This window comes from Microbulbifer rhizosphaerae, from assembly GCF_014191725.1.
Taxonomy (GTDB): Bacteria; Pseudomonadota; Gammaproteobacteria; order Pseudomonadales; family Cellvibrionaceae; genus Microbulbifer; species Microbulbifer rhizosphaerae.
The window spans coordinates 155,103-181,116 of the sequence record NZ_JACHWZ010000005.1 but is presented as its reverse complement, the minus strand read 5'-3'; the positions used below and the strand labels follow the sequence as shown (position 1 = coordinate 181,116).

Here is a 26,014-nt window from a genome sequence, read left to right as displayed (position 1 = left end):
CCCTATTGCAAGCCACAGAACCGCCCAGACCGCAGGTCCCAGTGGCGGTTGTACGGCACCGCCGGATGGCCGCCATTGCCCCACGCTGTTGCGACAGCAGGCGGGCTCGCTTTTTATGCTGGATGGATTCAGACTTCAATCAAACCGTTAGTACTTCGTGAATCCACTATCCGGCAATCCTTAGTTGAGCGCGTTCATGCACATAGTCCAGATAGAGCGCCGACGTATCTAGACATTCGGCTATACCGGCTGCAATCCTATTCAATAGCTCTGGCCGTGCTTCGATGCTTGGCATAATCACTCTCTGCAACCAATCGTCTGCGTGGTGTTCATCGCACTCGGAGTGGACCGTGGTAAATTCCAGCTCGTCAGCGCTAAGGCCCATACGTTCCAGGCCCGTTTTCATGCAGATAACCCGATGCGTGCCCATTTGCTCCGTGGCGAACAGGGAGCCGACCAAGTGCCAGGGTTCAAGATAGTAGCCATAATAGAAGATAAGTGTACGGTCGTTCAGTGCCGGGTAGTCGTCGAGCCTGATTGGTTCAGCGGCCCTTTTTTTGACGGCCATCATCATTTTGCGCATCAGGTTGGCGTGTGGTTCCGGTTCAAATTCATCGTCGATATTTTCCTGAACAGCGCTTACTGCATCGTCAGTGAACTGGATATCCAGAATTTTTTCCAGAAGCGCGATAAATGTCGGGTAATACTTGTTCTCCAGCAAAAAACTGGCCATGTTGTCGATGTCGATAGTGCTACTTATAAAATCATACCAGGGATGGGAGTGTGCCCGATGAGCCGCAATAGATTTATCCCACTGAATCGGATTCGTAGCGAGTAATTCCTTTAAGAAAGGAGAGGGAGCGGTGAACGTTTGTTGGCGCCAACGTATGAGTATTTCCGCAAACTCTGTCGGCAGTGAAGACCCCAATTGCTCGGCGCAGGTTTTTAGAAGTTCAGTGGATTGCGTTATATCAACGGAAAGGTTAATGGTTTTCATTTTTGGCCTCTGGGATACTATGAACTGGGTTAAATGGAGCTGAACGCCGGTTTTTCCAGCTTCTCAAAATAGCGATCACACAACCTCAGCTTTTTAGCATGGAGAATCATTGCGGTTCCAAAGAACAATTGCATGATGCTTCGGAATAGGTCTTCCCACCGATCCCTGATTTTCATCAACGGGAACACAATACATTCAACCAAGCGCCGATTTACTGTGCTTTGATTGCTGAAGACCAGGCAGGGACCGCGATTAGGGAGGGATCGGGTATGGACGATCGGACTGGAAAAGCGGTAATTTCGGAATAGGTGTTTAGTCAATTGTCGCATTGAAACCATCGCCAGGCCCTGCGCGGGGCAGGAACGATTGGCGGTGACACCAAAGGGAATAAAATTCGACTCCTTGATGGGGCATTTTTCCCACCTTCCCGGATCAAAGCGGGTCGGTTCGTCATAGTCCAGTTTGTGGTATTCAGGGTAGTTAAAGCAAACAACCGTATGTTTGGGTATGGTTTTACCTTTAAATTCGACGGTTTCGGTGGCAATTCGGTGAGCGATGCCAAACAAGGGGTGCAGCCTCAGGCTTTCGTTGATCACGTCATCGAGATAATGGTTATCCGGATTATCGCACAAACGCTCCTGACAATCCGGGTGTTGGGCAACCACAAGTGTCAGGTGGGCCATCGCCTCGGACATTTGCACAATTGCGGTATTGAAAAAAGTTCCTTGCAGATAATGGGCTTGTTCGAGATGCGTCAGGCCATCGGGGAAAGTGTGAGGAAATTCACCCAGTGACAGCTTTTCCAGTAGAAAATTCGTCAACTGCTTGCGCCTGCGCATGTTTCGTAGTTTTACGCATTTGAGCGCGTTGACGACGTCTTTGGCATGATTGACGATCAGTTTTCGTGTTTTATCATCACACTTTTCTTTAAATACCACCTGGTAAAAGAAGTCCGCCCAGAGAGACATAAATGCATCTCTTAAACGTATATGTGTCCACTTGCTTTTAGGGCCAAGACCAAGCTTTAGTGGGTCATCCTGGTACTGGTCGATCAGACTTTCAATGTCTTTCCGAGATATGGCCATGATCTTGTGGCTGAAGCCCGCAAGCTTCCGGTAGCGTTCGCTCTGCTCAAGATGTTCTGGGTGCATTTCCGGTCCGGGGGACAACCAGTACCAGAAAAGATCGGACAATGCCGCGCCTTTACTTCTTCCCTTCATGGCGGGATGTGCATAGAGGGCTTTGAAGTCTTCGGCGTCGAAGCCGTTACCCGGTAACTGGATGGCTTCTTCACCATTGATTCGGGTGAAAATATTCATCCTAAGTCGTATTACTAATGGCGGCAGCCAATAAGGTAGTGATAATAAGACTGCGAAGACTGCAATCAATAAGAAACTATCCATACGGTTTAGCCTCTTGGTTGTTGGGGGTAAAGATCAGACCTGAATTGATGTCGTCACGATTTCTACAGCCACATAATCTGACGGAGGACAGCAGCTGTTTGTGTAAATGCTGAAAGACAGCCTGTACGCCTTGCTCTCCATCTACCGCCAGACCCCAGATCACAGGGCGGCCAATGGCAACCGCATCCGCGCCCAGTGCCAGTGCTTTCAGCACGTCCGAACCGGAGCGAATGCCGCCATCGACAAGTAATCGAATGCGACCATCCGCTGCCTGTGCCAGGAGGGGCAGGACGTGAATGGTGGCTGGTACGCCATCGAGTTGACGACCTCCATGGTTGGAAATCATGACAGACTGTAGATTGTGCTGAATCGCAAGCCTGATATCTTCAGGGTGCAAAATGCCTTTCAGAATGATGGGGAGCTGCGTGTTGTCCCGGAGCCAGGCAATGTCATTCCAGTTCAGTCCGGAATCGAAATCGATATCACGAAAGATACCGTCTGGGTCCTTCATATTCGCACAGTACAGGCCCTCGGGAAGCTCGCTAAAGTTGTTGCGAATATCGCGCTCTCGGACACCAAAAACGGGCGAATCCACGGTAACAACCAAGCCTTTACAGTCGGATTTTTCCGCTCTACGTATCAGTCTGCGGGTAAAGTCCCTGTCGGGTTGTATATAGATCTGCAACCAGATTCCGGCCCTTGGGTTAACCTCATAAGCGGCTTCGGTGATCGTTTCAATGGCCGTATTGGAAGCCATGCTGACGATCATCAGGCTATTGCATCGTGCGATGGCTCTCGCCGTTGCCAATTCACCTTCAGGGTGCGCCAGTTTATGGAAAGCGGTAGGGGCGGCCAGTATCGGGTAATCGAGCTGGCTCCCTAACAGGTCAATGTTCAGATCTCCTTCAAAGTTGCCCCGCAACACGCGAGGCCAGAGTTGAAGGCCGTCAAACGATTGCAGGTTTGCGTTGGCGGTCACTTCCCTTTCGGAGCCACCGATGAAGTAATCAGCATGGGCTTTAGGAAGAAGCGCAAGAGCCTGTTTTTCCAGATCACTCAGGGAAATCATCGTGATACTCCCATTCAGGCTTCCGCTACTGCGGCCTGCATCGTTTCGTTGGCTGTCAGGAATATCAGGCACTGAGCCAGGTAATCCCGCAATGGAACGATATGCGATTCATAACGGTTCCATTCATTTTCCAGGTTTTCGGCCATGTGGTGGGTCGAGACATGCTCCCCATCCTGAAAGAAACGAATAACGGGATGCAGATATTGCGCATTTAATGCGTTTTCGTGGTCGTCCTGGGCAACCCGGGCGATATCGATATTGAATGGATCAACTTTGTCGTGATCAGGGCCATACTCCAGCGTGATATTAAAATAGGTGGGCATTTGCCGGGATAAATTGTCGTGGGTATAGGCAACGGGTAGCTCTTCTATGTAGTAGCCCTGTTCCTGGTCAACGACTAACGTGTCACACAGAAAGTCAAACTGTTGCCATAGTGCCGATGTTCGGTTGACCCGATAGGCAATGTAATTGGCCAGCGCATCGGCATCCAGTGGTAGCTTGTGCGTCGGTAAAGAGATGTGTTTGTTGCTAGCGCGCAGGATATGGAATAAGGATCGAACCGCATAGCGGAAACCATGCACAAAGCCGCAAGTGGATTTTTTGAAGTCGCGCTGCTGCATGATCGTACCGGCAAAGTACAAGTTGGGCACATTAACCGATTCCCAACTACTGGTCATTTTCGGGAAGCGATCATTGATGGCCAGCGCAGGGCGGCAGGATGCGTCAAATATAGTGGCGTCGAAGCGGAATCCGGTACATAGGATAACCCGGTCATAGCAGAGAAGCTTTTTGACTTCATTGGAACGGGAGAAACTAAAGGTAACCTTGTATTCATTGTCGACTTTTTCAATGTTGACCACATCTCCATCGAGCACCGCGTTTTGGGACTTAAGCTGGTAGGTATCCAGGAGGTTGTTATTCACTGCGCGCAAGTGCCCCACGTAATGGGTTTGCCAGGCCAGGCGAATAGAGCTGCGGCCAGCGACGTGGATATAAGCCGTTGTCTCTACAAGATTATCGGCTGTCTCAAATGCCGAGTTGCCTTTCCCCACAATCAGTACCCTTTGGTTAACAAAATCCATTGGGTCGATATTGGTGGTGGAATAGGGTTCGCATAGCTCTATACCCGGAACATCCGGTACGTTCTCCTTGGAAACCCCGGTAGCCACAATCAAGTGGCGGCAGTGAAAGGTTTCGCCGCCAGTGGTGTGAATGGTAAATGTATCGTTCTTCTCGATTTTACTGACTTTTGTGTTAAATCGAACGTTGATTTGATGTTCTTGATAATAATCTTCCAGGTAGTTAACAAAAGTGTCGGCGCTGGGGAAGAATTTATCCGAGTATTTAGTAAATAGAAGATCATCGTTGTCAGACAAAAGGGAGTTCCAGTCCATTCTGAGATTGCGCTCTGAATCCGTGTCTCCCGTATATTTTTTGTTAATAGAGATCAACTGGCGGTGGCGGGGGTATTGTTTGAAAAAGCTTCCGACACCTGACCCACCTTCGAGTATCAGATAATCTTCTTCATGTTCCTGCATGAGGTGGCCTAACTGCAGCCCGGCAGGGCCGGCGCCAATGATGATATAGTCTTTAATCATTTCATACTCCATAATCTATGATTGTATTTACTTCCTCATGGAAGGTTGTGAAGGCCAATACCAATTCGGTGTGAGCAAGGCCCGGCTTGAATGGCATTGGTCATGATGCAGACCCCCTTTCGCCACCACAGAGTGTTGTACTGGGTGCTAAAGTGAGGTCGTTGTTGTCGATAACGCTTTTATTCTTATTGGCATTCCATTGAGAAGCCCTCCCTTTGGTGGTTACTTACCAATGGGGATACGTGACAGGCTTTAAAAAAGTTGCACCTCGCGAGAAAAAATTTATCTTTCGTCATAAATATCCATTCGCTATAAAATTTTCAATTAATATTAAGTTTTGTGCTAAAAATAAGCTTATCTCTAAGACCACACAGACACTTTTTTTCAGTCTTTGATCTGATACTTCATCAATGTTGCCGGTGAGAAACTGGATAACGAGAAGCCGGGCACCTTGATAATGAGAAGTTGGACACCCATCCAGTAAAATGCATTCAGCACTATCCCTATTGCGGCCCGCGGAGTCGTCCTGCGTTACAATTTTTTAACTTGTGACATTGGCTGGTGATTGAACTGGGACCGGGCTCACTTCGTAGTGGGGACTGATCGCGGCCATGGGCCGCTCCTACAGGGAGGGAGTAGTTATCTCAGAGTTTAATAATGGCGGCGGCCCCGAGCAGGCTGGCTCTGTGCATAACGAACCGAGTAATACTTATCCTCCGCTCCACACGCTAAAGCCAGTCGCGGAGGATGTGTGGATTATCGATGGACCGGCGATCCGCTTTGGTATGCCGTGGCCTAAGATGCCGTTTTCCACGCGGATGACGGTGGTCAGGCTTGCGGGTGGCCTTTTTCTCCATTCGCCGACATCGCTGCCCGCCGGGTTGAAGGCTGCGATCGCAGCTATCGGGCCGCCTCGTTGGATCGTTGGGCCGAACCGTATCCATTATTGGTGGATTCCGGATTGGCACGCCGCTTTTCCCGAGGCTGAGGTCTACCTGGCTCCGCGCATCAGGGAGCAGGCGGCCGGGCGCATCGATTTCGACGGCCGACCGCTCGATGCCAACGGCGGCTATCCGTGGGATGGGGAGATAACGACGCTGCCGATCATCGGGCGCTATATGACCGAGGTGGTCTTTTTCCATCGCCCGAGCCGCACGCTTATCCTCACCGACCTTATCGAGAATTTCGAGCGGCACAAGCTCGGGGGCCGCTTTGTGCGCTGGCTTACCCGGTGGGGTGGAGCCCTCGATCCCGACGGAGGCATGCCGCGCGATATGCGGATGACCTATTCGAAGGAGACGCTTCGGTCTGCGGTGGAGACGATGATCGGTTGGAATCCGGAGCGTATTATTCTGGCGCACGGGCGCTGGTATGAGAGGGATGGGATTGGGGAGCTCAGACGGGCTTTTCGTTGGGTGTTGCGGTAGGTCTGCCAAGGCCATTCGGTTTTGATGTATATCGAAGGCCGATCGCGGCCAACGGCCGCTCCTACAAGGAAGGAGGTCAGGTGACTAGAGACTGACTGCCATCGGCTCTGCCACTTCCCGCGCTTTTTCCTCTCCAAAGAGACTCGAAACCAGTTGCAATGCAAATGCCATCGCCGTCCCCGGTGCCTGGCTGGTAATCAGGTTGCGATCGCAGACCACCGGTTCGTCGCTCACGGATTTGGCCTGCTTCTGCAATTCGTCGCGGAAGCCGCTGTGACAGGTGGCCCGGTAGTTCTTCAGCAAGCCGTGACGGCCCAGGGCTACTGCAGGGGAAGCGCAGATGGCGCCCAACAAACGGCCGCTGTTCAGTTGTTCCTCCACCAGCAGTATCAGCGCTTCACAGTCGTGGAAGTGCTCCGCGCCCGGTGCGCCGCCGGGTAGGGCGATCAGATCCCAGTCGGCTTCCGGGAGGTCACGGAACAGGCGGTCCGCCTCGATGTGCACGCCGCGGGAAGCGCGGATGTGTTTTTCCGGCATCACCGAGGCCACGGTGACCTCGGCGCCGGCGCGGCGCAGCACGTCGATGATGGTGACCGCTTCGATTTCCTCGGAGCCCTCGGCGATGGGGACCAGTACTTTGGCCATGGTAAATTTCTCCAGGTCATCAGGATTTCTTTGAAAATCGCGATTCTGTTGTAGGAGCGGCCGTTGGCCGCGATCTGACTGTGTAACGAAGTGAGGCCGATCGCGGCCAACGGCCGCTCCTACAGCGGGATATCGCGTTTGCCGATCATCAGATCCAGATAGACCAGAATAGCCGAATTACATTGGCGCCGAAGTTGTAAGTGGGTTCCTCCCCCGGCGCTATGTCGCTGCCGCCGCCGTGTACCGTCACATCGCGGAAATTGTCGTAGTCGAACAGCATGTAGTCCCAGTAGAGGTTGACGGTGTTCTTGCGCTCCAGCAGTGACCAGCGGTCCGGCAGCACATAGGAGACGCCGATACCCAGGGAGGTATTGCTAAAGTCGCTCAGTTCCTTGTCGCGGGCGCGGAAACTGGTGGCGTTGATATAGGGAAAGAGGTCGCTGTAGAAGTCCGCCCCGGACTGTTTGTAGAAGCGCAGCTTGCCTTCCAGTATCCACTGGTCCTTTTCTTCCAGCGGGTGGGTGTAGCGGAATTCAATATTGTCGGCGCGGATACCCCAGCTGTCGACGTAGTAGCGGTACTCGCCCTTGATCGCCGCTCGATAGGGAAGGCGGTATTTAGCGCGCAGGGCGACGGCGTCGCTGTTGCGGGTGGTGGGGTAGAGTTCCGGCTGGTAGCTGAAGCCGGTGCCGGAATCCGGGTCCTGGTAGCGCACGCTGCGATAGGGATTGTTGAGGAAGCCCTCGTCGGAGACGGTTTCCACGCTCAGTTCGGCAATCAGCTTTTGGGTGAGTATCTGGTTCCAGTTCAGGGAGTAGCGCCGGTGTTCCGCCTGTGCGGCGAAATTGTCGTCGCCGTTGCGGAAGACGTCGTCGCTGCCGTAGCTGACCCGCAGGCCCAGAGTACTGAGGTCGCCGAAAAAACCCTGGCTGATGCCGAAGGATACCGTCTCAGCCTGGTAGTCGTTTTCCGAGCTGTTGGTGTAACCCAGGCTGAGGGTGGTTTTATCCACCAGGTAGTCCGCGCCCAGGGAGTATTCATCCCGCTGTTCGGAATAGCGGCTGGCGGTGGCCTCCACGTCGATGGAGGCACCGGAAATCATGTCCACGTAGTAATTGGCGGAGAGGGAGAGGGAATTGCCGACATTCTTGCGCACCAGCACTGAGGGGCCGTCGATGGTTACCCCGCCGCCGCTGTAGGAGTGGTACATGGTGTCGGCGCGCTCTTCCGGCAGTACCGCGGCGCCGGCGGCGAGGGGGAAGAATACCCAAACCCACAACACCCATGTAGGAGCGGCCGTTGGCCGCGATCGGTTTCTGGTTTTATCCCGCTCAGATCGCGGCCAACGGCCGCTCCTACAAAGGAGGAGGTTCCGTCGAAATTGATCAGTTACAGCCACAACCGCCTCCACTGCCACCCTCGGCGCCGCGGGCCGCCTCGCGGGCTTCGTACACATGGTTCATATAGCCGGCGGCCACCGGGTCCCGCTCGAAGCCCATGATCGGATCGGCCAGGTAGTGCCGCTCGTAGGGTTGCACCCAGGGCGTCACGGTGCAGCCCTGCAGGAACAGCAGACCGGCGGCGACAGATAGCAGCAGTAGCGAACGGGACATGGCTCTACTCCCGGATCAGTTCCTTGATAACTTTTTTGTAGGCGGCCTCGTCGCCGTCGCGGAATCCGCGGTGCACATGGCGGATCTTGCCGTCGCGGTCGATAAATACCGAGCTGGGCATGGCGTCCACGCCGAACAGCTTGCTCACCTCGCCTTTGCTATCGAACAGAACGGGGAATTCCACCGGAATCTTGCCCAGCATCTGCTCCGCGTCTGCGCGCTTGGAATCCACGTTCACGCCCCAGACCTGGAAACCGGCGGCTTCGTAGCGCGCGTTCAGTTCGTCCAGCAGCGGCATTTCCTGGCGGCAGGGGCCGCACCAGGAGGCCCAGAAATTCAGCATGATCACTTTTCCGCGCTGTTCCGCCAGGCGCAGGTTGTCGCCCTTGTTGGAGGCCAGGGTGAAATCCGGGGAGGGCTCGGCGGCTGCGGCCAGTTGTGTGGAAAGCGCCAGTAAAATGGTGGTCAATAAACGGATCATGGAGAAAAATCCCTCTCATTAAAAGTAAATGGAAATGCCGAGTTGGGCGGACAGATTGTTGGTGTTCTGCGCCTCGCCAAAAATCTCGTGCTCGAAAATATGGTCGCGGACATCCAGGCGCAACGCCAGCCAGTCTTTGGCCAGCACCCGTACGCCGGCACCGACGTTGTAGGTGAAATGTTCCTCGTCGGCAAAGTCCGTGCTGCCGATACCGCCGATCAGGTACAGATTGCTGTTCAGGGCCCAGCGGTCGAACAGGAAGTATTCACCGGGAAACAGATTCCAGGCCAGCGACAGGTTGTAGTAACTGAGTTCCCGCTGCTCGTCGGTGAGCAGCGGCGCCGAGCCGCTGAGACGCTCGAAACTGGATTCCCCCAGCTCCGTCTGCCCGTAGCCGGCCTCCATAAAAACATCCTCGTTGATATGGTAGGCGAGCGCGGCGCCGTACAGTGGATTGGAGCCGAAATCCTCCACATTCATGACACCGCCGGCAAAGACGGTGATCTCGAAATTCTCGCTGTCGATCTGCGCCTCGCGGATTTCCCGCCGCTCCAGATCCGGGGAGATAATTTCGCCGAGAATATCGTCATCCTCCTGCGCCCAGGCGGCGGAAGCCAGCAGGGACGCGGCGATGATTACAGAAAAACGTCGAAACCCAGTTTCCACTCCACTATCTCCTGATTATTTTCCCGCGAAGTGAGCAGGTAGTGATTGGCCAGCTCGGCGCGCAGTGCAAAGCGCCGGGAGAGATGCGTTTTTATTCCCACCCCGGTGAGCATCGCCGTGTCCCGCCGGTCCTCGGTGGCCACGATAGTGGCATTGGGTGAGGTGATATTGATCCCGGTACCCAGCATAAAGTAGGGCGACAACCGCCAATCGGGGAACGGCTGGTGCACCACCGCCACCTGGTAGGTCTGGCTGTCGGAAAACTCGCCCACCGCCTGGGTCGCGCGCACTTCCGCGGAAATATTCGCGGTAAAGCGGTAGCCGAGGGTCATTCCCAGGGAACTGGCGCCGTCGAAGTCGCCGTAGCTGAATCCCAGGTGGAAATCCTGGGTGCGGTAGTCGCGGTAATCCGGTACCGGCAGCACCACCTGCTCGTCGTCCTCGCCGTAGATTTCCCCCAGGTCCGCGATGCGCACCCAACCGGTGATTCCCCTGCGGGTCGACACCTTCACCCAGTCGGTGCGCCGTTTGAGCAGCCAAAGGGTCTCGCCGTATTCCAGTGCGTGAAAGATCGGGTAGCCGCGGCCGGGGCCGGTGTAGACGTCCACGTAGGGGGCCTGCAGAGTGACCTCCTCGGCATCCTCCGGCGGGGATTGTGCCGCGGCGGTACCGCATAAGAGCAACGCCATGCAGAAAAAATATAAATGGACGCGGGCACTCAACTGCTTACTCCACCGGACTCTATTTAGGCACAAAACAGTTCCCTCTCTCCTTGGGGAGAGGGTTAGGGAGAGGGGGCGCCAGCCGAAGCCCTCTCCCCCAGCCCCTCTCCCGCAAGCGGGAGAGGGGAGTCGTTCGGGGCCGCGACCGGATTGAGCAGTTATCACGGATCAGTTTACCGGTGCAGCAAAGGGGTTGTTGTAATACTGCGCACCGATATCCAGCCATTCGGAAATCAGTCTCAGTTCCGCCGGCTCCAGGTAATCGCCGTGGCCGGCACCCGGCTCGAACATCTCGAAAAAGCGGCTACCGTTGGCGGAATCGCCCATCACGCCTTCGATATCGACGGTCACCATAACAGGAATCGGATTGCCGTCGCTATCCAGTATCAGTTCGCCGTCCTCATCGGTCTCGAACAGCGGGTTGCCGTTGTCGTCGGTATCCTGCACCAGAATATTTTGCAGCGCGCCGCCGACCAGTTGCTGGGCCGGATTGTCGAACAGCAATTCCACGTAGGAGGTCATCCAGTCGGCGTTGGCGGGGGAGGGGTCGTCCACCAGGTTGAGCTGCGCCGCCGGCACGCGCACCATGCCGTCGGCATCCCGCGCGGAGTGGCAGGCGGTACAGGTGTGATCCTCAAGGACTGCGCCGGCGCCGTCGGTAATTTCCCGCGTGCGCTCCCACAGCGGCTGGATATGTTCCGGGTAGTGAATAACGATGCGGCAGTTGCCTTCCCAGTTGTCCTGGCAGGTCAGCGACATCGGCTGTGGCGTGGCCAGTTCGCCGTAGGGAATAACACTGCTGGGGTCCTTGGCGCGCACCGCCGGATCGGTCCACAGGTCCGCGTAGGTGATATCCCCTTCCAGCTCTGCCTCGCCGGCGATGCGCGCGAGCAGCTGGGCCATGGTCTCGCCCATTTCCGCCACCAGCGCCGGCTCGGTGTTGGGGAAGGGAATGCCGGAGGTAGCGGCACCGTTCCAGGCGGGCTCGAGCTGTTTGTCGGCGCGGCCGTGGGCGACTTCACTGTCCGCGGTGTGGCAGCCATTGCACTGGCGCACTTCGCCAGCGCGCAGTTGCAACCAGCTGCGGTGACGACCGACGATGCGCCGCCCGTCGGCGTCCACTACGGAAATCGCCAGCGGGGTATCCGCCGGCAACACAACCCTCACCGAACCGTCCGGCTGGATCGGCGTGTAGCCGAGGATTTCCCGCATACCGTGGGCACCGTTACGGCCAAATGCCGAGCGATCGAAATCCAGCACGTCGTCGTCGGGAATGCCCACTCCTTTGACGATGCGCAGGTAGCGCGCCGGGCGGAATTCCGCGCTGGTGATCGCTGGGTCCGCCAGCTCGGCGATGCCGGCCCCGTCTTCTCCCGCAAGAATGTCCACTCCGTCGAAATCGTACACGCTGCGGATATCCAGGATGCCCGCGCCCGCCTGCACCAGTTCCCGGTCCAGGTCGACGCCGGGCACCGGCTCCGGCAGGAATTCCGGCTCGATGCGCGGCTCCAGGGTGACGCCTTCGGAAATCATTTCCCCTTCTTCCGCCACCACGATCGGCCGCTGGGTGCCCTCCTGATAGTCGTAGATCCACAGGCCGTAGATGGGGTCCGCCGGCACCGGCTCCCCTGTGTCCAGCCATTCTTCGGTGCAGGGGCGCGGCAGCAGGGTTTCCTCCTCCTCATCATCATCCTCCTCCACCAGCACCCGGCACTCGCTCCAGGACACCAGCAGGCGGCTGGTGCCGTCGTGGAAGGGCCAGGCGGAGGCGAAGAGACCGTGGGGAGAGAGGCTGCCGTCGGTGATCACCTGTTCCACGGCGATGGACGTCTGGCCCTGCAGTTCCCCCTCGCCCTCGGGCTGGCTGTAGGCCTCGGTGTACTCGACACTGTCGATAGCCACCAGGTCGCCGCCGAAGGTCAGCCCTTCGGGCGCGCGCAGTGTCACCAGCAAGCGGCCGTCGGGCATTTCCCGCGGCCTTACGAAGGCGGCGTCGGTCTGGCCGGTACCGGTCTGCTGGCTGTGGTAGCCGTAGTGAAAAGAGAGATCGGTACCGTCCGGGCGCAGGGTATAGAGGCTGAGGTTATTCACTCCGCCCATATTGTCCCAGCGGTTGAACAGGATGCGGCCGTCGTTCAGCACCGTGGGGTGCAGGTCGTGGCTCTGGTTGTAGGAGATCTGGCGGATGTCGGTGCCGTCCGGTTCCATCACGTGGAGCACGAAGGCCTCGTTCTGCAGCTCCTCGGTCAGGGAGGAGAACTGCGGTTTGTCGTCGTCCAGCAGCAGCGCGCGGGAGCGGCGCTGGCGGGTGGAGGTGAAGACGATGCGGCCGTCGGGCAGGAAGGCCGGGGAGATGTCCTGCCCCTCCTCGGCGATCAGGTCGGACTGGATCACCCGGCGTAATTCGTTCTCTTCCAGGTCGTAGAGCCAGATGTTCCAGGTGGGCTGTTCGTCGTCGTCCGCGTCCTCGATTTCCGGGGCGCGCATGGCGAATACCAGCCGGGTGCCGTCGGCGGAGGTGTTCAGGTCCTTTACGTCATAGCCGCCCACGAAATCGTCGTCTTCGAACAGGCCCTCGGTGAGCACCCGCTCCGGCGCGCTGGGTGTGGCGCGGTCTTTCAGCAGCAGTTGGGCACCGGGGTTGAAGGCGGCCGGGGAGTAGACGTCGTCCGGTGTCAGGCCGCCGTCGTCCTCGAGCGACAGGCTGCGGCGCACGAAGGCGAGCGGGTAATCCACCACCACCGGATCTTCCGACTGGTCCCCGCCGCCGGAACCATCGCTGCCGCCGCCGCTGCAGGCAGCCAGCAGAAACAGCGCCGACAGCGCTCCAAAATATTTCATTTTTGTTTTCACTATTTCCGCCGGCTCCGCGAAATCAAAGATTGTCGCAGGTCAAATTTTCACTGTTGATTCGTCGACACTTAAGATAAACCACTCTGAAACTGCCGACTGGGACACACTTCCCAGATTCCACACTGGTCAAATCACTTTTACGCCTTAGTATCGGGGGCTTACAGTTACCGTTACCACCCTCAATGAAAAATCAATCGCCCCGACAGTCTGTTGTTCAGCACCTGGCCCTGCTGGGCACCTGCCTTTGGGCGGGATACGCCTCCGCCGGTCCCCAGGAGCAGGCACTGCAGATCCACAGCCGCCTCACCGGAGTAAAACCCGAGGAGAGCGTACTGGTGGATATGGCCGAGGATATCGCCAACGGCGACGCCACCGCCGCCGCCTACACGGCGATGGAAAACGACGCTTTCTACAATGTCACCCTGAAAAACATCGCCACGCCCTGGACCAATCGAGACAGTAATGTGTTCGCACCGCTCAACGATTACACAGCGAGCGTGATCGGCACTGTGCGCGATGATATGGATTTCCGGGAAATTCTCTACGGCAATTTTCTCTACCTGGGCGACAACGGCCTGGGCCTACCTGCCTACAGAAACACTGACAACGACCACTACGAGGCACTGGAGGCCGGCGGTTATTCGCTGAAGGACAACCTGGTGCGCAGCAGCCAGTCGTCACTCACCGGCCTGCCGGCGGACGCCACCGCCGGGGTGATGACCAGCCGCGCCGGTGCGCGGGCTTTCCTGATCGCCGGCACCAACCGCGCGATGTTCCGCTTCACCCTGCTCAATCATCTGTGCCGGGATATGGAGCAGGTGCACGACACCAGCCGCCCGCCGGACCGCATCCGCCAGGACGTGAGCCGCAGCCCCGGCGGCGACAGCCGGGTGTTCCAGAACAACTGCGTCGGCTGTCACAGCGGCATGGACCCCATGGCCCAGGCATTCGCCTATTACGATTTCGTCTACGACGCGGACAACGACCCGGAAGGGGAGAACGGCAGCCTGGACTACAACAGCGCCGGGGACACCGATGCGCAAACCGGCACCCGGGTAAAGGCGAAAAATCATATCAACAGCGCCAACTTCCCCTACGGCTTCGTGGTGCCGGACGACCGCTGGGATAACTACTGGCGCCAGGGCCCGAACATGTACCTGGGATGGAGTGAGTCCCTGCCCGGCAGCGGCAACGGCGCCAAGTCACTGGGACGGGAACTGGCCAGCAGCCGCGCCTTCGCCCAGTGCCAGGTCACCAAGGTGTTCGAACAGGTCTGCCTGCGCGCACCGGAGGACGCCGCGGACCGCACGCGGGTAGACACCATTGCCGACAGCTTTTCCACCGGCGGTTACCGCCTCAAGCAGGTGTACGCCGACACCGCTGTTTATTGCGCGGGGGATTGATGCCATGGGAATTCAAAATACCCCGTCTGTAAAAAACTATGAACTTAATGCTAAGGCCCTGATGCCGGAAGTTGTTTGCGAGACTGTCTGCGAGAGGGACCTCGCGGACAAGCCTACAGGGATGTATTCACCGGGGGGGCGCCTAGCCCGTGTCTCGCAAACAACTTCCGGCAGCAGGGCCGCCACCAGGGTCCATTCAACGCCGTTTGCCTGGGGCCTTTTTCTGGCTGGGGCAATCCTGACGGGCTGCAGCGGCGGCAGCGGCCAGGACACCGAAGAACAACCCAATACCAATCCCGGCGGCGGCGGCACCAGCTATTCCGGCCCACCCCCGGAAACCGACGACGTACAACAGTACAAACGCTATATCTGGGACAACCTGGCGGCGCAGAACCGCTGCGGCAGTTGTCATGTCGAGGGCAACCAGAGCCCGCACTTCGTGCGCGGCGACGATATCAACGCGGCCTACGGCGACGGCCGCGGCCTGGTGGACTTGGCCCGCCCGGCGGAATCCCGCCTGGTGACCAAGGTCGGCGGCGGCCACAACTGCTGGCTGTCCAGCGCCGATGCCTGTGCGGAAATCATCACCAACTATATCGAGGAGTGGGCCAGGGAGAGCGGCAGCCTGGTGAACAGCATCACCCTCACCCCGCCGGTGGAGCGCACCGTGGGTGCGAGTAAAAGCTTCCCCGCCTCCAGTTCCGGCTTTTCCACCACCGTCTACCCACTGCTGAGCACATACTGCGCAGGTTGCCACAGCGAGGACGCCGGCACCGCGCAGCAGCCCTATTTCGCCAGCGCCGACGTGGACAAGGCCTACGAGGCCGCGAAAAGCAAAATGAACCTGGACAACCCGGCGGACTCGCGCTTTTCCGTGCGCCTGGGGAGTGAATTCCACAACTGCTGGGACGACTGCGCGGACAACGAAGCAGAGATGACCGCGGCCATCCAGGCCTTCGCCGACGGCATCTCCCTCGCCGAGGTGAACCCCGACTGGGTGATCAGCAAGGCGCTGCTGCTCACCGACGGCATCGTGGCCAGCAGCGGCGGGCGTATCGAGAGCAACGCGATCGCGCTCTACGAGTTCAAGACCGGTTCCGGCACCACCGCCTTCGACACCTCCGGGGTCAACCCGGCCATCGACCTGAATCTGTCCGGCGATGTGGAATGGCTCGGCTCCTGGGGCATCCAGCTGAAGGGCGGCAAAGCCCAGGGGGCCACCGCCACCAGTCGCAAGCTGTACGACACTTTGATAGCAACCGGCGAATACACCGTCGAGGCCTGGGTAGCCCCGGCCAACGTCATCCAAGAGGGGCCGGCACGCATCGTGACCTACTCCGGCGGCAACGATATTCGCAACTTCACCCTCGGCCAGGCCATGTACAACTACGTGTTCCAGAACCGCAGCGAGAGCACCGACGCGGACGGCATGCCGGCACTGGTGACCGACGACATGGCCGAGCGCGTCCAAGCCACACTGCAGCATGTGGTGGCCACCTACGATTCGGTCGAGGGGCGCAAGCTGTACGTCAACGGCGAATTTACCGGCGACGTCGATCCGTCCGAGGTGGACACCCTCAGCACCTGGGACGACACCTTCGCCCTGGCCCTGGGCAGCGAAGTGTCCAACGACAACGTCTGGCAGGGCGCGGTGCGCCTGCTGGCGATTCACTCCCGCGCGCTGTCCGCGGAGGATATCGCCACCAACTACGAAGTGGGCGTGGGGCAGAAATTCCTGCTGCTGTTCAAGGTGGAAGAGCACACCGGCATTCCCGACAGCTACGTGATGTTCGAGGTGCAGCAGTTCGACAACTACGGCTACCTGTTCAACCGGCCGACATTTATCAGCCTGGACGACAGCGCCGATCCGGACGGCATCGCCCTTGAAGGTATGCGTATCGGCATCAACGGCCGCGAGGCGGAAACCGGCCAGGCCTGGGCAAACCTCTCCGTCACCCTGGATTCGGGCAGCTACACCCCGGCCGAGGGGCAGTTGCTCTCGCCGCTGGGCACGATTATCTCGCTGGAGAAAGGCCCGCAGTTCGACGAATTCTTCCTCACCTTCGAGCGCCTGGGCGGCGAGACCTTCGCGCGGGTGGAGCCCACCCCCGCGCCCCCGGCGGCGCCCGCGGACCAGGCGCCGCAGCCGCGGATCGGCCTGCGCCGCTTTGAGCAGATACACGCGGCGCTCTCCGCCGCCACCGGCATTCCCCGCACCCACCCCGACGTGGTGGAAACCTGGGAAAAGGTGAAACAGCAACTGCCGGTGGACAGCGATATCCGCGGCTTCCTCGCCGCCCAGCAGATGGGCATCACCCAGTTGGCGGTGAAGTACTGCAACACGCTGGTTGAATCGTCGTCGCGGAGCAGTTATTTCCCCGGTTTCAATTTCAGTGCACCGGCAAATACCGCCTTTAGCAACAAGTCGCTGGTGATAGACCCGCTGATCGAACACCTGCTGGGGCACGACATAACCTGGCACGACAATACTGTTTCGCAGCTGGCCACCGCCCCGGAGCGGGCGGAAGTGGAAGGCGAGCTCTCGGACCTGATCGACAAGATGACTGCCTGCGGCAGCGGCTGCGAAGCGGACCGTACCGAGACCACGGTGAAGGCGACCTGCGCGGCGGCCATGGGCAGTGCGATGATTTTGATTCACTAGGAATAGCGACATCGATCGCGGCCAGCGGCGGATGGCCGCCCCGCCGCTCCTACAAGTTGTTTTCGCACGCTGTAGGAGCGGCCGTTGGCCGCGATCGGTATCGGGAAAAAACCATGAGCAAGAAAAAACACTTCGAACTCGACCAGCCCCTGCGCCACCCGGACCACCACCGCCCGGTGAGCCGCCGGGATTTTCTCGGCCAGGGATTCCGCACCGGGCTTGCCACGGTGCTGGGTGGTTCCTTGTTCAGCCTGTTCGCCGATCCCCGCCGTGCCCACGCCGCGCTGTCGTCGGACCTGGAAGCCCTGCGCGGGCCCTGCGGGGTCAGCGCCGCAGGCGGCGCCGGCAAGATTCCCTTTATCTGTTTCGACCTGGCCGGCGGCGCCAACATCGCCGGTTCCAATGTGCTGGTCGGCCAGCGCGGCGGCCAGCTGGATTTCCTCAGCACCGCCGGCTACGGCAAACAGGGGCTGCCCGGGGATATGGTGCCGTCCATCACCGATACCGCCGGCAGCCCCTTTATCAACACCGACCTGGGCCTCGCCTTCCACAGCGACAGCGGCATGCTGCGCGGCATCCTCGACAAGATCACCGCGGGCACCGCCTCCGCCACCAACGGCGCGGTGATTCCCGCGCGCTCGGAAAACGACACCGGCAACAACCCGCACAATCCCATGTACGGCATCAACCGCGCCGGCGCCAATGGCGAACTGCTAGCCCTGATCGGTTCCAATTCCAGTGAGTCCGGTGGCAACTCCATGGCGCCCATGGCGATGATCGATCCGGAAGTGCGCCCCACCAAGGTGGACAGGCCCAGCGACGTCACCGGGCTGGTGGACTCGGGGGATCTGGTGGGCCTGCTCAGCCAGCAGGACACAGTGGCGGTGATGGAATCCATATTCCGCATCTCCAACGCCAAACTGGGCAGGGTGGATACCAAAGTCACCGCGGACGCGGTAATCAAGGACTTGGTCAAGTGCGGCTATATGAAAAGCGCCGATCTCGCCGACCGCTTTGGCGATCCCTCTCAGCTTGACCCGATCGCTGACCCGGATATCGTCGGTCCCTCCGGCATCTTCACCAGTGCCGAGTTCAACAACGACCGCGAATTCCAGAAAACCGCCTCCACCATGAAGCTGGTGGTCAACGGCTACGCCGGCGCCGGCACCGTGACCATGGGCGGCTATGACTACCACACCGGAGACCGCGCCACCGGCGAGATCCGCGACCTGCGCGCCGGGCGCTGTATCGGCGCCTGCCTGGAATACGCCGCGCGGATGAACCAGCCACTGATGATCTACGTGTTCAGCGACGGCTCGGTATTCAGCAACGGCATGATCGACGACTCGGTGGACGGCCGCGGCAAAGGCGTGTGGACCGGCGACAACCAGCAGACCGCCGCTTCCTTCTTCCTGGTATACAATCCCGCAGGCCGCCCGCAACTGCTCGGCGGCAGCACCGACCAGCAGGCTCTGCACCAGCAGCTCGGCTATATGCGCGCCTCCGGCGACGTGGAGACCACCTCCAGCCCTGCGGCCAACAACGTCAACCTGCTGGTGGAAACCGTAGTACTCAACTATATGGCGCTGCACGGCGAACAGGGCAATTTTGCCAACCTGTTTCCCAACCACGGGCTGGGCAACAGTGCACTAATCGACAGTATGACTGCATTTGCACCGATTATTTGATGGTTAACTTTCTAAAAAAATTATTTTTGACCGGGCTCCTATCCTGCCTATCCGCACCGGCACTCTGCGAGTGGCACTACGAAAAACAGGCCATTATGGGCACCGAAGTCACAGTGCAGCTGTGGCACGAGGATGAAAAAAGGGCGCAGGAGCTGATCGGACAGGTGATGGCGGAATTCCGCCGCCTGGACGGAGAACTATCGCCCTTCAAGGAAGACAGCGAGCTCTCCAGGGTCAATCGCAGCGCCGGCAAACAGACCGTGGAGATTTCCAGCGAACTCGCCGCGCTGATCGACAAATCCCTCTGGTACAGCCAACAGACCGACGGCGCCTTCGATATCACCTTCGCCAGCCTGGGCAAACACTACGATTTCCGCAAGCACCAGCGGGCGGACAACCAGCTTACCGAAAAACTGCTCCCGGCCATCGACTACCACCACCTGCGGTTCAACAAAGGGGAAAACACCCTGCGCTTCGCCCATCCGGACACCAGCATCGACCTGGGCGGCATCGCCAAGGGCTATTCCGTAGACCGCGCGATCCATATCCTGCACAAAGCCGGCGTCTGCTGCGCCAGTGTCAGCGCCGGCGGCGACGCGCGCATGCTCGGTGACAAACGCGGCCAGCCCTGGCTGGTGGGCATCCGCCACCCCCGCGACAAAGGCAAAAACGCCGTGGTGATTCCGCTGGAAAACACCGCCATCTCCACCTCTGGCGACTACGAACGCTACTTTATCGACGAGGGCGAAGCCCGCGTACACCATATCTTCAACCCGACTACCGGCATGCCCACCGACACTGGCGACGCCGATAGCGACAAACTGATCAGCGTAAGCATTATCGGTCTGCGGGGTTTCGACACCGATCCGCTGTCCACCAGTGTGTTCGTGCTGGGCAAAGAGAAAGGGCTAGCACTGATCGACCGCCTGCCCGGCTTCGAGGCGGCGGTGATCGATAGCCAGAAACGATTGTTTTTCAGCCGCGGCCTGGATATGCCCCGCCATTCGTCGACTGAACAACCATCGGCGACACAAACTGCCAACCAGATCACACCGGAAACATGATCCCCTGAGATAATTCATCGTTCACTATTCCCTGTAGGAGCCTGCTTGCAGGCGAACACCACCGAGCTTCGATTTGACCTCGTTGTTCGCCTGCAAGCAGGCTCCTACAAAAAGAAAACAAAAAGGCACCTCCCAGATGCGACGCTGTATCCAGCTCCTGATCATCTCCCTCGCCGCTTTCGCGGGGCTGGCGACAGCCGGCGATGGGGACTTTCCCGCGGAAAAACTCGAGTCGCTCAAGAGCGAAGTGCTGAAGCTCAACCGCGACCTGCTGATCCTGGAGGAGGACCTGCTCTACCCGGCGCAGAGCCAGATCGCCGTCTATGTGTCCATGGACGTGGGCGAATATTTCCAACTGGACGCGGTAAAACTGCATATCGACAACAATCTCGCGGCCAGCCACCTGTACACGGATCACCAGCGGCACGCGCTGATCCGCGGCGGCATCCAGCCGCTGTTCAAGGGCAACCTCAAATCCGGAAATTACAGCGTTTCCGCCTTCTTCACCGGCATTGGTCCCCAAGGCCGCGAGTACAAGCGCGCGGCCAACCTGGAGCTGGAGAAAACCGATGAACCGGCAGTGATCGAACTGCGCATCGCGGACTCGGAAGGCAAGCAGCAGCCGGAATTCCAGCTGGTGCAGTGGCCCGCGCCCTAGCTCGCCATGAAGTACAAACCCAATAGCGCTAATCCATGCGATGACCGCAATGCGAAGGCTCTGATGCCGGTGGCTTTTTGCGGAACAGTGACTCGGGCCATCCATGGCCCTTGCCCTTCGGGCGCCTTCGGCGTCCAAAACGGTTCCTGCCGTTTTGTTGGCGAGAGGGACCTCGCCGACAAGCCTCCAGGGACGGATTTAGGGGGGGCGCCTAGCCCGTGCCCGCAAAAAGCCACCGGTAGCAGAGCCGCCCGGCCCTCTCTGGTGCCTCCTCTCTCCCGCTTCCTGGCAGCGGCACTAATCAGCGCCGCCATACCCGCAGAGGCGGAAGAAAAATATCAACAGGCCCAGGATATGCGCTACGGCGCCGGCCTATACGAGTATTTCCAGGGCAACTATTTCGACGCACTCAGCACCCTGATGGTGGCGGAGCATCGCGGCGGCATCCGCGCGCACGCGGACAACGCGGCGCTGATCGAGGGCGGTATCAGCCTGGGGTTCGGCCTGCGGCAGCGGGCGGCGGAACTCTTCGAGCAGCAGCTGGAAAAAAACGGCGGTGAAACCCCGGCCAAATACCGGCGGCTGGCCTGGCTGAAACTGGCGGAACTGAACTACCTGAAAGAGGATTGGCCGCAGAGCGCGCAACAACTGGAAAAATCCGGCGCGAACGATACCGACCTGGCCCTGAACCTGGCACTGCGCACCGGCGATCTGCAGCGCGCGCAGCAGCTGCTTGCCGGCGATACCCTGCCGCTCAAATACCGCGTGCTCGGCCATACCAACCTCGGCGCCGCGCTGGCCCGCGCACAGCGCTACGCCGAAGCCATCGATCACTACCACCGCGCCAGCGCCCTGGTGTTGGATGTCGATGAACCTCCGCGGGAACTGAGCATTCTCAAGGACAAGGCCCATATCGCCGCCGGCTACGCCTACGGCCTGCAGCAGCGCCACGCGCAGGCCGCGGACGAATTCCGCCAAGTGCGCCTGCGCACCCCCTGGGCGGACCGGGCGCTGCTGGGGCTGGGATGGTCCTCGATCAACAGCGGCCAATACCAATCCGCCATCGACGCGCTCCAATTCCTGGCCGCGCGCGAGCCGCTGTCCACCGAGGTGCAGGAAGCCCTGGCCGCCTTGCCCTACAGCTACGAAAAACTCGAGCGGCCCCGCGCCGCCCTGACCGCCTATCAACAGGCCGAGCGGCAGTACCACTCGGCATTGGTCGAATTGCACCAGCTGCAACAATTGGTGAAATCCCTGGAATTTTCCCCCGCCCCCATAATGAATAGCGGCACCGCACAGCGCTATGGTTGGCTGGAGGCGGCGGAGGCCCCACAGCTGATGCGGGAAAACCTGCGCTACCTGCGCCCGATTCTGCAGCGCGACGATTTTCAGCTGCGCCTGTCGGAACTGCGCGACTTGCGACAGCTGGCAGGAGTGATCGACAACTGGCAACAGCGCCTGCCGCTGTTCGACCAGTTGATCGTCGAACGGGAGCGGCGGCGCGGCGCTATCGTGGACAGCTACACCAGTGCTCAGTTCGACCAGCAGGTGGATATCGCCCGGCAGCAGTATCGCCAACTGGAGGCCTCGCTGGCGCGCATCGAAAAAGACAGCGACGCGCTCGCGCTGGTGGATAAGGAAAATGGAGAGCGCGGGGAATTTCTCGCACTGACAGAGGAAGCGGAAGACCGCTACCGCAAACTGGCCGCCCTCGGCAAGGCGCGCCCGCAGCAGGCGCAGACCCTGCGGCGCGCCCGCGGCCTGCTGCTGTGGCAGGCGGGCCAGGAATATCACCACAACCTCTGGCAAAAGCGCAAAGCCCTGCACGAGCTGGGCGAACAACTGGAAAATGCCGACCGCCGGCGGCGAAGCGCAGACCGCATCGCCCAGCGCGCGCCGCAACTCAACCTGTTGCAAGAAAAAGTCAACGCGGCCCACCCGCAGCTGCGCGCGCAGCGACGGGAGATCGATGCAGCCAGCCGCAGCATCGAGGCATCCATACGCCGCGACGTGATTGCCGAGCTGGCGCGGCAGCGGCGGCAGATACAGCAGTATCTCGCCCATACCCGCCTGGCCATCGCGCGCCTGCAGGACGCGGCTGTTCAATCCGGAGAGCAATCTGGAGAGCAATCCGGCACCGGAGGCGGTGCCGGTGAATAAAAAAATTCTCGCCCTCGCCATCGGCTGCACCCTGCTCTCCGCCTGCGGCAACCAGCCGTCGGAAACCCTTGCGGACCTGCCCGCGGCAACCATACCGCAGGAACCGGCGATCGAAATTCCACAGCCGGATATCGCCACACTGCAGCGCAGTTACGAACAGGCCCTGGCCAGCAACACCGATTCCCACACCCGGCGGCAGATCCGCCTGCGCCTGGCAGACCTGGAAATGGAGCGTCTGGAACAGCAGCAGGCGGACAACCCCGGGACCGCCGTCTCCTACCGCAGCGCGGTAGAGCGCTACGAGGCGCTGGCCGCGGGGACCCCGGGAGACGACTATATCCTCTACCGCCTCGCCCGGGCGCGGGCGCTGGATGGCGAAATGGGGGAATCCCTGCAGGCGCTGGAAAAAATCGCCGCGGAGACCCCGGAATCCCCGTTTATCGCCGAGGTGCTCTTCCGCCGCGGCGAGGCCGCCTTCAACCGCCGGGACTATTCCGCCGCGGCGCGGGACTTCCGCGCGCTGCTGCAACAGGGAGAAACCCCTTTTGCCGACAACGCCCGCTACATGCTCGGCTGGTCCGAATTCAAATCCTCCGAATACCGTCGCTCCGCGGAAACCTTTTTGCAGCTACTGGACCAGCTCCACGGACGCGCTTCCTTCGACGAACTGCCCGCGGGCCAGCGCCGACTGACGGAGGACAGCCTGCGCGGCCTGGCCCTGGGATTCAGCTACCAGGGCGGCGCCGAGGCGATCGAATCCTTCAGCCCCGCCGGGGAAAACCGGCCCTACCAGCACCATCTGTACCGCGCGCTGGGAGACTGGTACGGGGAAAAGGAGCGCTACCGTGAGAGCGCCAACACCTACCTGGCCTATGTGGAAAACCATCCACAGAGCCCGGAGGCCCCGGCGCTCCACCTGCGCGCCATCGAGACACTGCAGAACGCCCGACTGCCCGGAGAAGTACTGCCGGCAAAGCGGGAGTTCGTGCAACGCTACGGTATCCGCAGCGACTACTGGCAGCAGTCGGACAACGCCCAGCGGGAAAAACTGGCCGACTGGCTGCGCCCCTGGCTGGCGGAACTGGCGAAGTACGACCACGCCCGGGCCCAAGCGCTAGCGAAACAACAGACGCTAGCGACACAGAACGGCAAGTCTGTACAAAGTGCGGCAAAAATTGCCCGCGAATCGCACGCCGCCTACCTGGCCGCGGCGGACCTCTATCAGCAGTACGCGGAAACCTTTCCCGAAGACAGCGGCACCCCGGAAATGGTCTTCCTGATGGCGGAATGCCTGGAACACGCCGGCGACGACCCGGGTGCCTGGATCGCTTACAGCACCGTGGCCTGGGAATACCGCGACCCGCAGCGGGGCGCCGAGGCGGGTTACGGGGCCATTCTCGCCGCGAGCAGGATGCAGCAGCGCACTGAAGGTGAACAGCAAACCCTGTGGCTGGACCGCAAGACCGAAGCCAGCCTGAAATTCGCCGACGCCTGGCCCGGAGACAGACGCGCGCTGCCAGTTCTCCTGGACGCCGCCGACAACCTGTTCCGCCAGGCCCGCTATCCCGAGGCCATCGCAGCAGCGCAACGCGCCAGTGAATGGCAGCCGCCACCGGACCGCCGCCAGAGACAGAACCTCTATCTAGTGCTCGGGCACAGCTATTTCGAATTGCAGGACTATCCCCAGGCGGAGCTGGCCTACACCTCGGTGCTTCAGGAGGCGGCGCCGGAGGAGAGCGCGTACAAAACCGCGCAACAGCGTTTGCAGGCGGCCATCTACCGCCAGGCGGAACTGGCGATGGGGTCGGGCCCCAACGAAGAAGGGCTGCGCCATCTGCTACGTATTCGCGACAGCGGGCGCACGGATATCGCCGCCACCGCCCAGTACGACGCGATCAACTATTTAATCGACATGCAGGACTGGCAGCGGGCCAGCGCGGAGCTGGCGGATTTCCGCCAGTACTACCCCGCCCACCGCCTGGCGCCGACCCTGGCCGCGAAGGCGGTAGTGATTTTCCAGGCACTGGGACTGCCGGGCGCCGCTGCCGGCGAACTGCTGCGGCTGGCGCAGACCGATCCGGACGCGGAGGTGCGCCGCCAATCGTTGTTTATGGCCGCGGAACAATTCCAGCAGGCGGGGGAAACGGAGAAGGCCATCGCCGCCTACCGACAGTACAGCGAACAGTGGCAGCAACCCGCGGAACAGCGGCTGGAGGCCCAGTACCAGTTGATCCAGCTCCACGACAAATCCCAGCGGCAACAGCGCAACCCTTGGCTGCAAAGTCTGGCGTACAACAAAGTCGAATCCCCGCGGGGCCGTTACCTGGCCGCTTACGCCCAGAGCGAACTGGCGGAACAGAGCTTCCAGTCCTTCGCGCGCCTGCCCCTGCGGCTGCCGCTGAAGGCCAGCCTGGCGGACAAGAAGCGCGCCCTGGACACCACCGTGGCCGACTACCGCAAGGTGCTGAAATTCAATATCGCCGAATTCACCACCCAGGCGAACTTCCGCCTGGCGGAAGTCTACCGCCAGCTGAGCCGCGACCTGATGGAATCCCAGCGGCCCAACGGCCTCAATGCGCTGGAGCTGGAGCAGTACGAAATCCTGCTGGAGGAACAGGCCTATCCCTTCGAGGAAAAAGCCATTGAACTGCACGAAGCCAATATTCAGCGCACCACCGACGGACTCTACGACGACTGGGTAAAACGCAGCTTCGACTCCCTCGGCAAACTGCTGCCGGCCCGCTACCAGAAACCGGAAAAAACCCTGGGGTGGAGCAATGCACTGCACTGACAGACAATTTACTGACGAGGCGGAAGGGAAGGGCAACCTCCTTCCAAGACACGCTGTGAATACTTCCCTGTACGCTCGTAATCGGCATCCCTGCCTCATACGGTCTTGGAAGGA

Annotated in this window: 19 protein-coding genes; 8 read left to right on the top strand and 11 right to left on the bottom strand. The window is 59.8% G+C overall.

What is annotated here, in order from left to right:
* Positions 1 to 166 precede the first annotated feature (166 nt).
* The 4 genes from FHS09_RS06990 to FHS09_RS06975 form a co-directional block, all read right to left on the bottom strand.
* Complete coding sequence (locus FHS09_RS06990) at positions 167 to 997, bottom strand: iron-containing redox enzyme family protein (RefSeq protein WP_183458129.1); 831 nt, start codon at positions 995 to 997, stop codon at positions 167 to 169.
* Between the two features lie 29 nt (positions 998 to 1,026).
* On the bottom strand, positions 1,027 to 2,316 hold the full coding sequence (locus tag FHS09_RS06985) for a cytochrome P450 (protein ID WP_221191843.1): 1,290 nt from the start codon (positions 2,314 to 2,316) through the stop codon (positions 1,027 to 1,029).
* Between the two features lie 76 nt (positions 2,317 to 2,392).
* Positions 2,393 to 3,469, bottom strand: coding sequence for an alpha-hydroxy acid oxidase (locus tag FHS09_RS06980; RefSeq protein WP_221191842.1), 1,077 nt, complete (start codon positions 3,467 to 3,469; stop codon positions 2,393 to 2,395).
* A 14-nt stretch (positions 3,470 to 3,483) separates the two neighbouring features.
* Positions 3,484 to 5,067, bottom strand: a complete 1,584-nt coding sequence (locus FHS09_RS06975; RefSeq protein ID WP_183458125.1) for an NAD(P)-binding domain-containing protein — start codon at positions 5,065 to 5,067, stop codon at positions 3,484 to 3,486.
* A gap of 749 nt (positions 5,068 to 5,816) precedes the next feature.
* Here FHS09_RS06975 and FHS09_RS06970 point away from each other — a divergent pair.
* On the top strand, positions 5,817 to 6,494 hold the full coding sequence (locus FHS09_RS06970; protein WP_221191841.1) for a DUF4336 domain-containing protein: 678 nt from the start codon (positions 5,817 to 5,819) through the stop codon (positions 6,492 to 6,494).
* Positions 6,495 to 6,578: 84 nt separating this feature from the next.
* On the opposite strand, the gene FHS09_RS06965 is transcribed toward FHS09_RS06970, so the two are convergent.
* The 7 genes from FHS09_RS06965 to FHS09_RS06935 all read right to left on the bottom strand — a co-directional run bounded on the left by FHS09_RS06965 (position 6,579) and on the right by FHS09_RS06935 (position 13,462).
* Entirely contained in the window at positions 6,579 to 7,139 is a 561-nt protein-coding gene (locus FHS09_RS06965; protein WP_183458121.1) for a DJ-1 family glyoxalase III, read from the bottom strand.
* Between the two features lie 148 nt (positions 7,140 to 7,287).
* The gene (locus FHS09_RS06960; protein ID WP_425487765.1) at positions 7,288 to 8,421 is read right to left on the bottom strand and encodes a DUF3570 domain-containing protein; all 1,134 of its coding nucleotides are present in this window, start codon (positions 8,419 to 8,421) and stop codon (positions 7,288 to 7,290) included.
* Positions 8,422 to 8,524: 103 nt separating this feature from the next.
* Positions 8,525 to 8,752, bottom strand: a complete 228-nt coding sequence (locus FHS09_RS06955) for a DUF4266 domain-containing protein (RefSeq protein WP_183458119.1) — start codon at positions 8,750 to 8,752, stop codon at positions 8,525 to 8,527.
* A gap of 4 nt (positions 8,753 to 8,756) precedes the next feature.
* Positions 8,757 to 9,233 carry a TlpA family protein disulfide reductase gene (locus tag FHS09_RS06950; RefSeq protein WP_183458117.1) on the bottom strand — a complete coding sequence of 159 codons (477 nt, stop codon included), beginning with the start codon at positions 9,231 to 9,233 and terminating at the stop codon, positions 8,757 to 8,759.
* A gap of 18 nt (positions 9,234 to 9,251) precedes the next feature.
* A complete protein-coding gene (locus tag FHS09_RS06945; protein ID WP_343057426.1) occupies positions 9,252 to 9,899 on the bottom strand; it encodes an outer membrane beta-barrel domain-containing protein in 648 nt (215 codons plus the stop codon).
* A complete protein-coding gene (locus FHS09_RS06940; protein ID WP_246394638.1) occupies positions 9,869 to 10,621 on the bottom strand; it encodes an SH3 domain-containing protein in 753 nt (250 codons plus the stop codon). Before FHS09_RS06940 ends, FHS09_RS06945 begins: the two co-directional genes overlap by 31 nt.
* A gap of 168 nt (positions 10,622 to 10,789) precedes the next feature.
* Positions 10,790 to 13,462, bottom strand: a complete 2,673-nt coding sequence (locus tag FHS09_RS06935) for an HzsA-related protein (protein ID WP_183458115.1) — start codon at positions 13,460 to 13,462, stop codon at positions 10,790 to 10,792.
* A 194-nt stretch (positions 13,463 to 13,656) separates the two neighbouring features.
* On the opposite strand from FHS09_RS06935, the gene FHS09_RS06930 reads away from it, so the two are divergent.
* From FHS09_RS06930 to FHS09_RS06900, 7 genes are all read left to right on the top strand, one after another.
* Entirely contained in the window at positions 13,657 to 14,877 is a 1,221-nt protein-coding gene (locus FHS09_RS06930; protein WP_221191840.1) for a hypothetical protein, read from the top strand.
* 121 nt (positions 14,878 to 14,998) lie between these two features.
* A complete protein-coding gene (locus FHS09_RS06925; protein ID WP_183458113.1) occupies positions 14,999 to 17,539 on the top strand; it encodes a LamG domain-containing protein in 2,541 nt (846 codons plus the stop codon).
* Between the two features lie 113 nt (positions 17,540 to 17,652).
* Positions 17,653 to 19,227, top strand: coding sequence for a general secretion pathway protein GspF (locus FHS09_RS06920; RefSeq protein ID WP_183458111.1), 1,575 nt, complete (start codon positions 17,653 to 17,655; stop codon positions 19,225 to 19,227).
* Entirely contained in the window at positions 19,227 to 20,291 is a 1,065-nt protein-coding gene (locus FHS09_RS06915) for an FAD:protein FMN transferase (protein WP_183458109.1), read from the top strand. Before FHS09_RS06920 ends, FHS09_RS06915 begins: the two co-directional genes overlap by 1 nt.
* A 136-nt stretch (positions 20,292 to 20,427) precedes the next feature.
* The gene (locus tag FHS09_RS06910) at positions 20,428 to 20,949 is read left to right on the top strand and encodes an AraC family transcriptional regulator (RefSeq protein WP_183458107.1); all 522 of its coding nucleotides are present in this window, start codon (positions 20,428 to 20,430) and stop codon (positions 20,947 to 20,949) included.
* Between the two features lie 264 nt (positions 20,950 to 21,213).
* On the top strand, positions 21,214 to 23,109 hold the full coding sequence (locus FHS09_RS06905; RefSeq protein WP_183458105.1) for a hypothetical protein: 1,896 nt from the start codon (positions 21,214 to 21,216) through the stop codon (positions 23,107 to 23,109).
* Positions 23,102 to 25,900, top strand: coding sequence for a tetratricopeptide repeat protein (locus FHS09_RS06900; RefSeq protein ID WP_343057425.1), 2,799 nt, complete (start codon positions 23,102 to 23,104; stop codon positions 25,898 to 25,900). Before FHS09_RS06905 ends, FHS09_RS06900 begins: the two co-directional genes overlap by 8 nt.
* Positions 25,901 to 26,014: the final 114 nt, after the last annotated feature.

Coding starts and splice junctions, on each gene's coding strand:
- FHS09_RS06915 (WP_183458109.1), top strand. CDS start 19,227: ATGGTTAACTTTCTAAAAAAATTATTTTTGACCGGGCTCCTATCCTGC.
- FHS09_RS06990 (WP_183458129.1), bottom strand. CDS start 997: ATGAAAACCATTAACCTTTCCGTTGATATAACGCAATCCACTGAACTT.
- FHS09_RS06955 (WP_183458119.1), bottom strand. CDS start 8,752: ATGTCCCGTTCGCTACTGCTGCTATCTGTCGCCGCCGGTCTGCTGTTC.
- FHS09_RS06930 (WP_221191840.1), top strand. CDS start 13,657: ATGAAAAATCAATCGCCCCGACAGTCTGTTGTTCAGCACCTGGCCCTG.
- FHS09_RS06950 (WP_183458117.1), bottom strand. CDS start 9,233: ATGATCCGTTTATTGACCACCATTTTACTGGCGCTTTCCACACAACTG.
- FHS09_RS06985 (WP_221191843.1), bottom strand. CDS start 2,316: ATGAATATTTTCACCCGAATCAATGGTGAAGAAGCCATCCAGTTACCG.
- FHS09_RS06925 (WP_183458113.1), top strand. CDS start 14,999: ATGTATTCACCGGGGGGGCGCCTAGCCCGTGTCTCGCAAACAACTTCC.
- FHS09_RS06910 (WP_183458107.1), top strand. CDS start 20,428: ATGCGACGCTGTATCCAGCTCCTGATCATCTCCCTCGCCGCTTTCGCG.
- FHS09_RS06975 (WP_183458125.1), bottom strand. CDS start 5,067: ATGATTAAAGACTATATCATCATTGGCGCCGGCCCTGCCGGGCTGCAG.
- FHS09_RS06935 (WP_183458115.1), bottom strand. CDS start 13,462: ATGAAATATTTTGGAGCGCTGTCGGCGCTGTTTCTGCTGGCTGCCTGC.
- FHS09_RS06965 (WP_183458121.1), bottom strand. CDS start 7,139: ATGGCCAAAGTACTGGTCCCCATCGCCGAGGGCTCCGAGGAAATCGAA.
- FHS09_RS06920 (WP_183458111.1), top strand. CDS start 17,653: ATGAGCAAGAAAAAACACTTCGAACTCGACCAGCCCCTGCGCCACCCG.
- FHS09_RS06980 (WP_221191842.1), bottom strand. CDS start 3,469: ATGATTTCCCTGAGTGATCTGGAAAAACAGGCTCTTGCGCTTCTTCCT.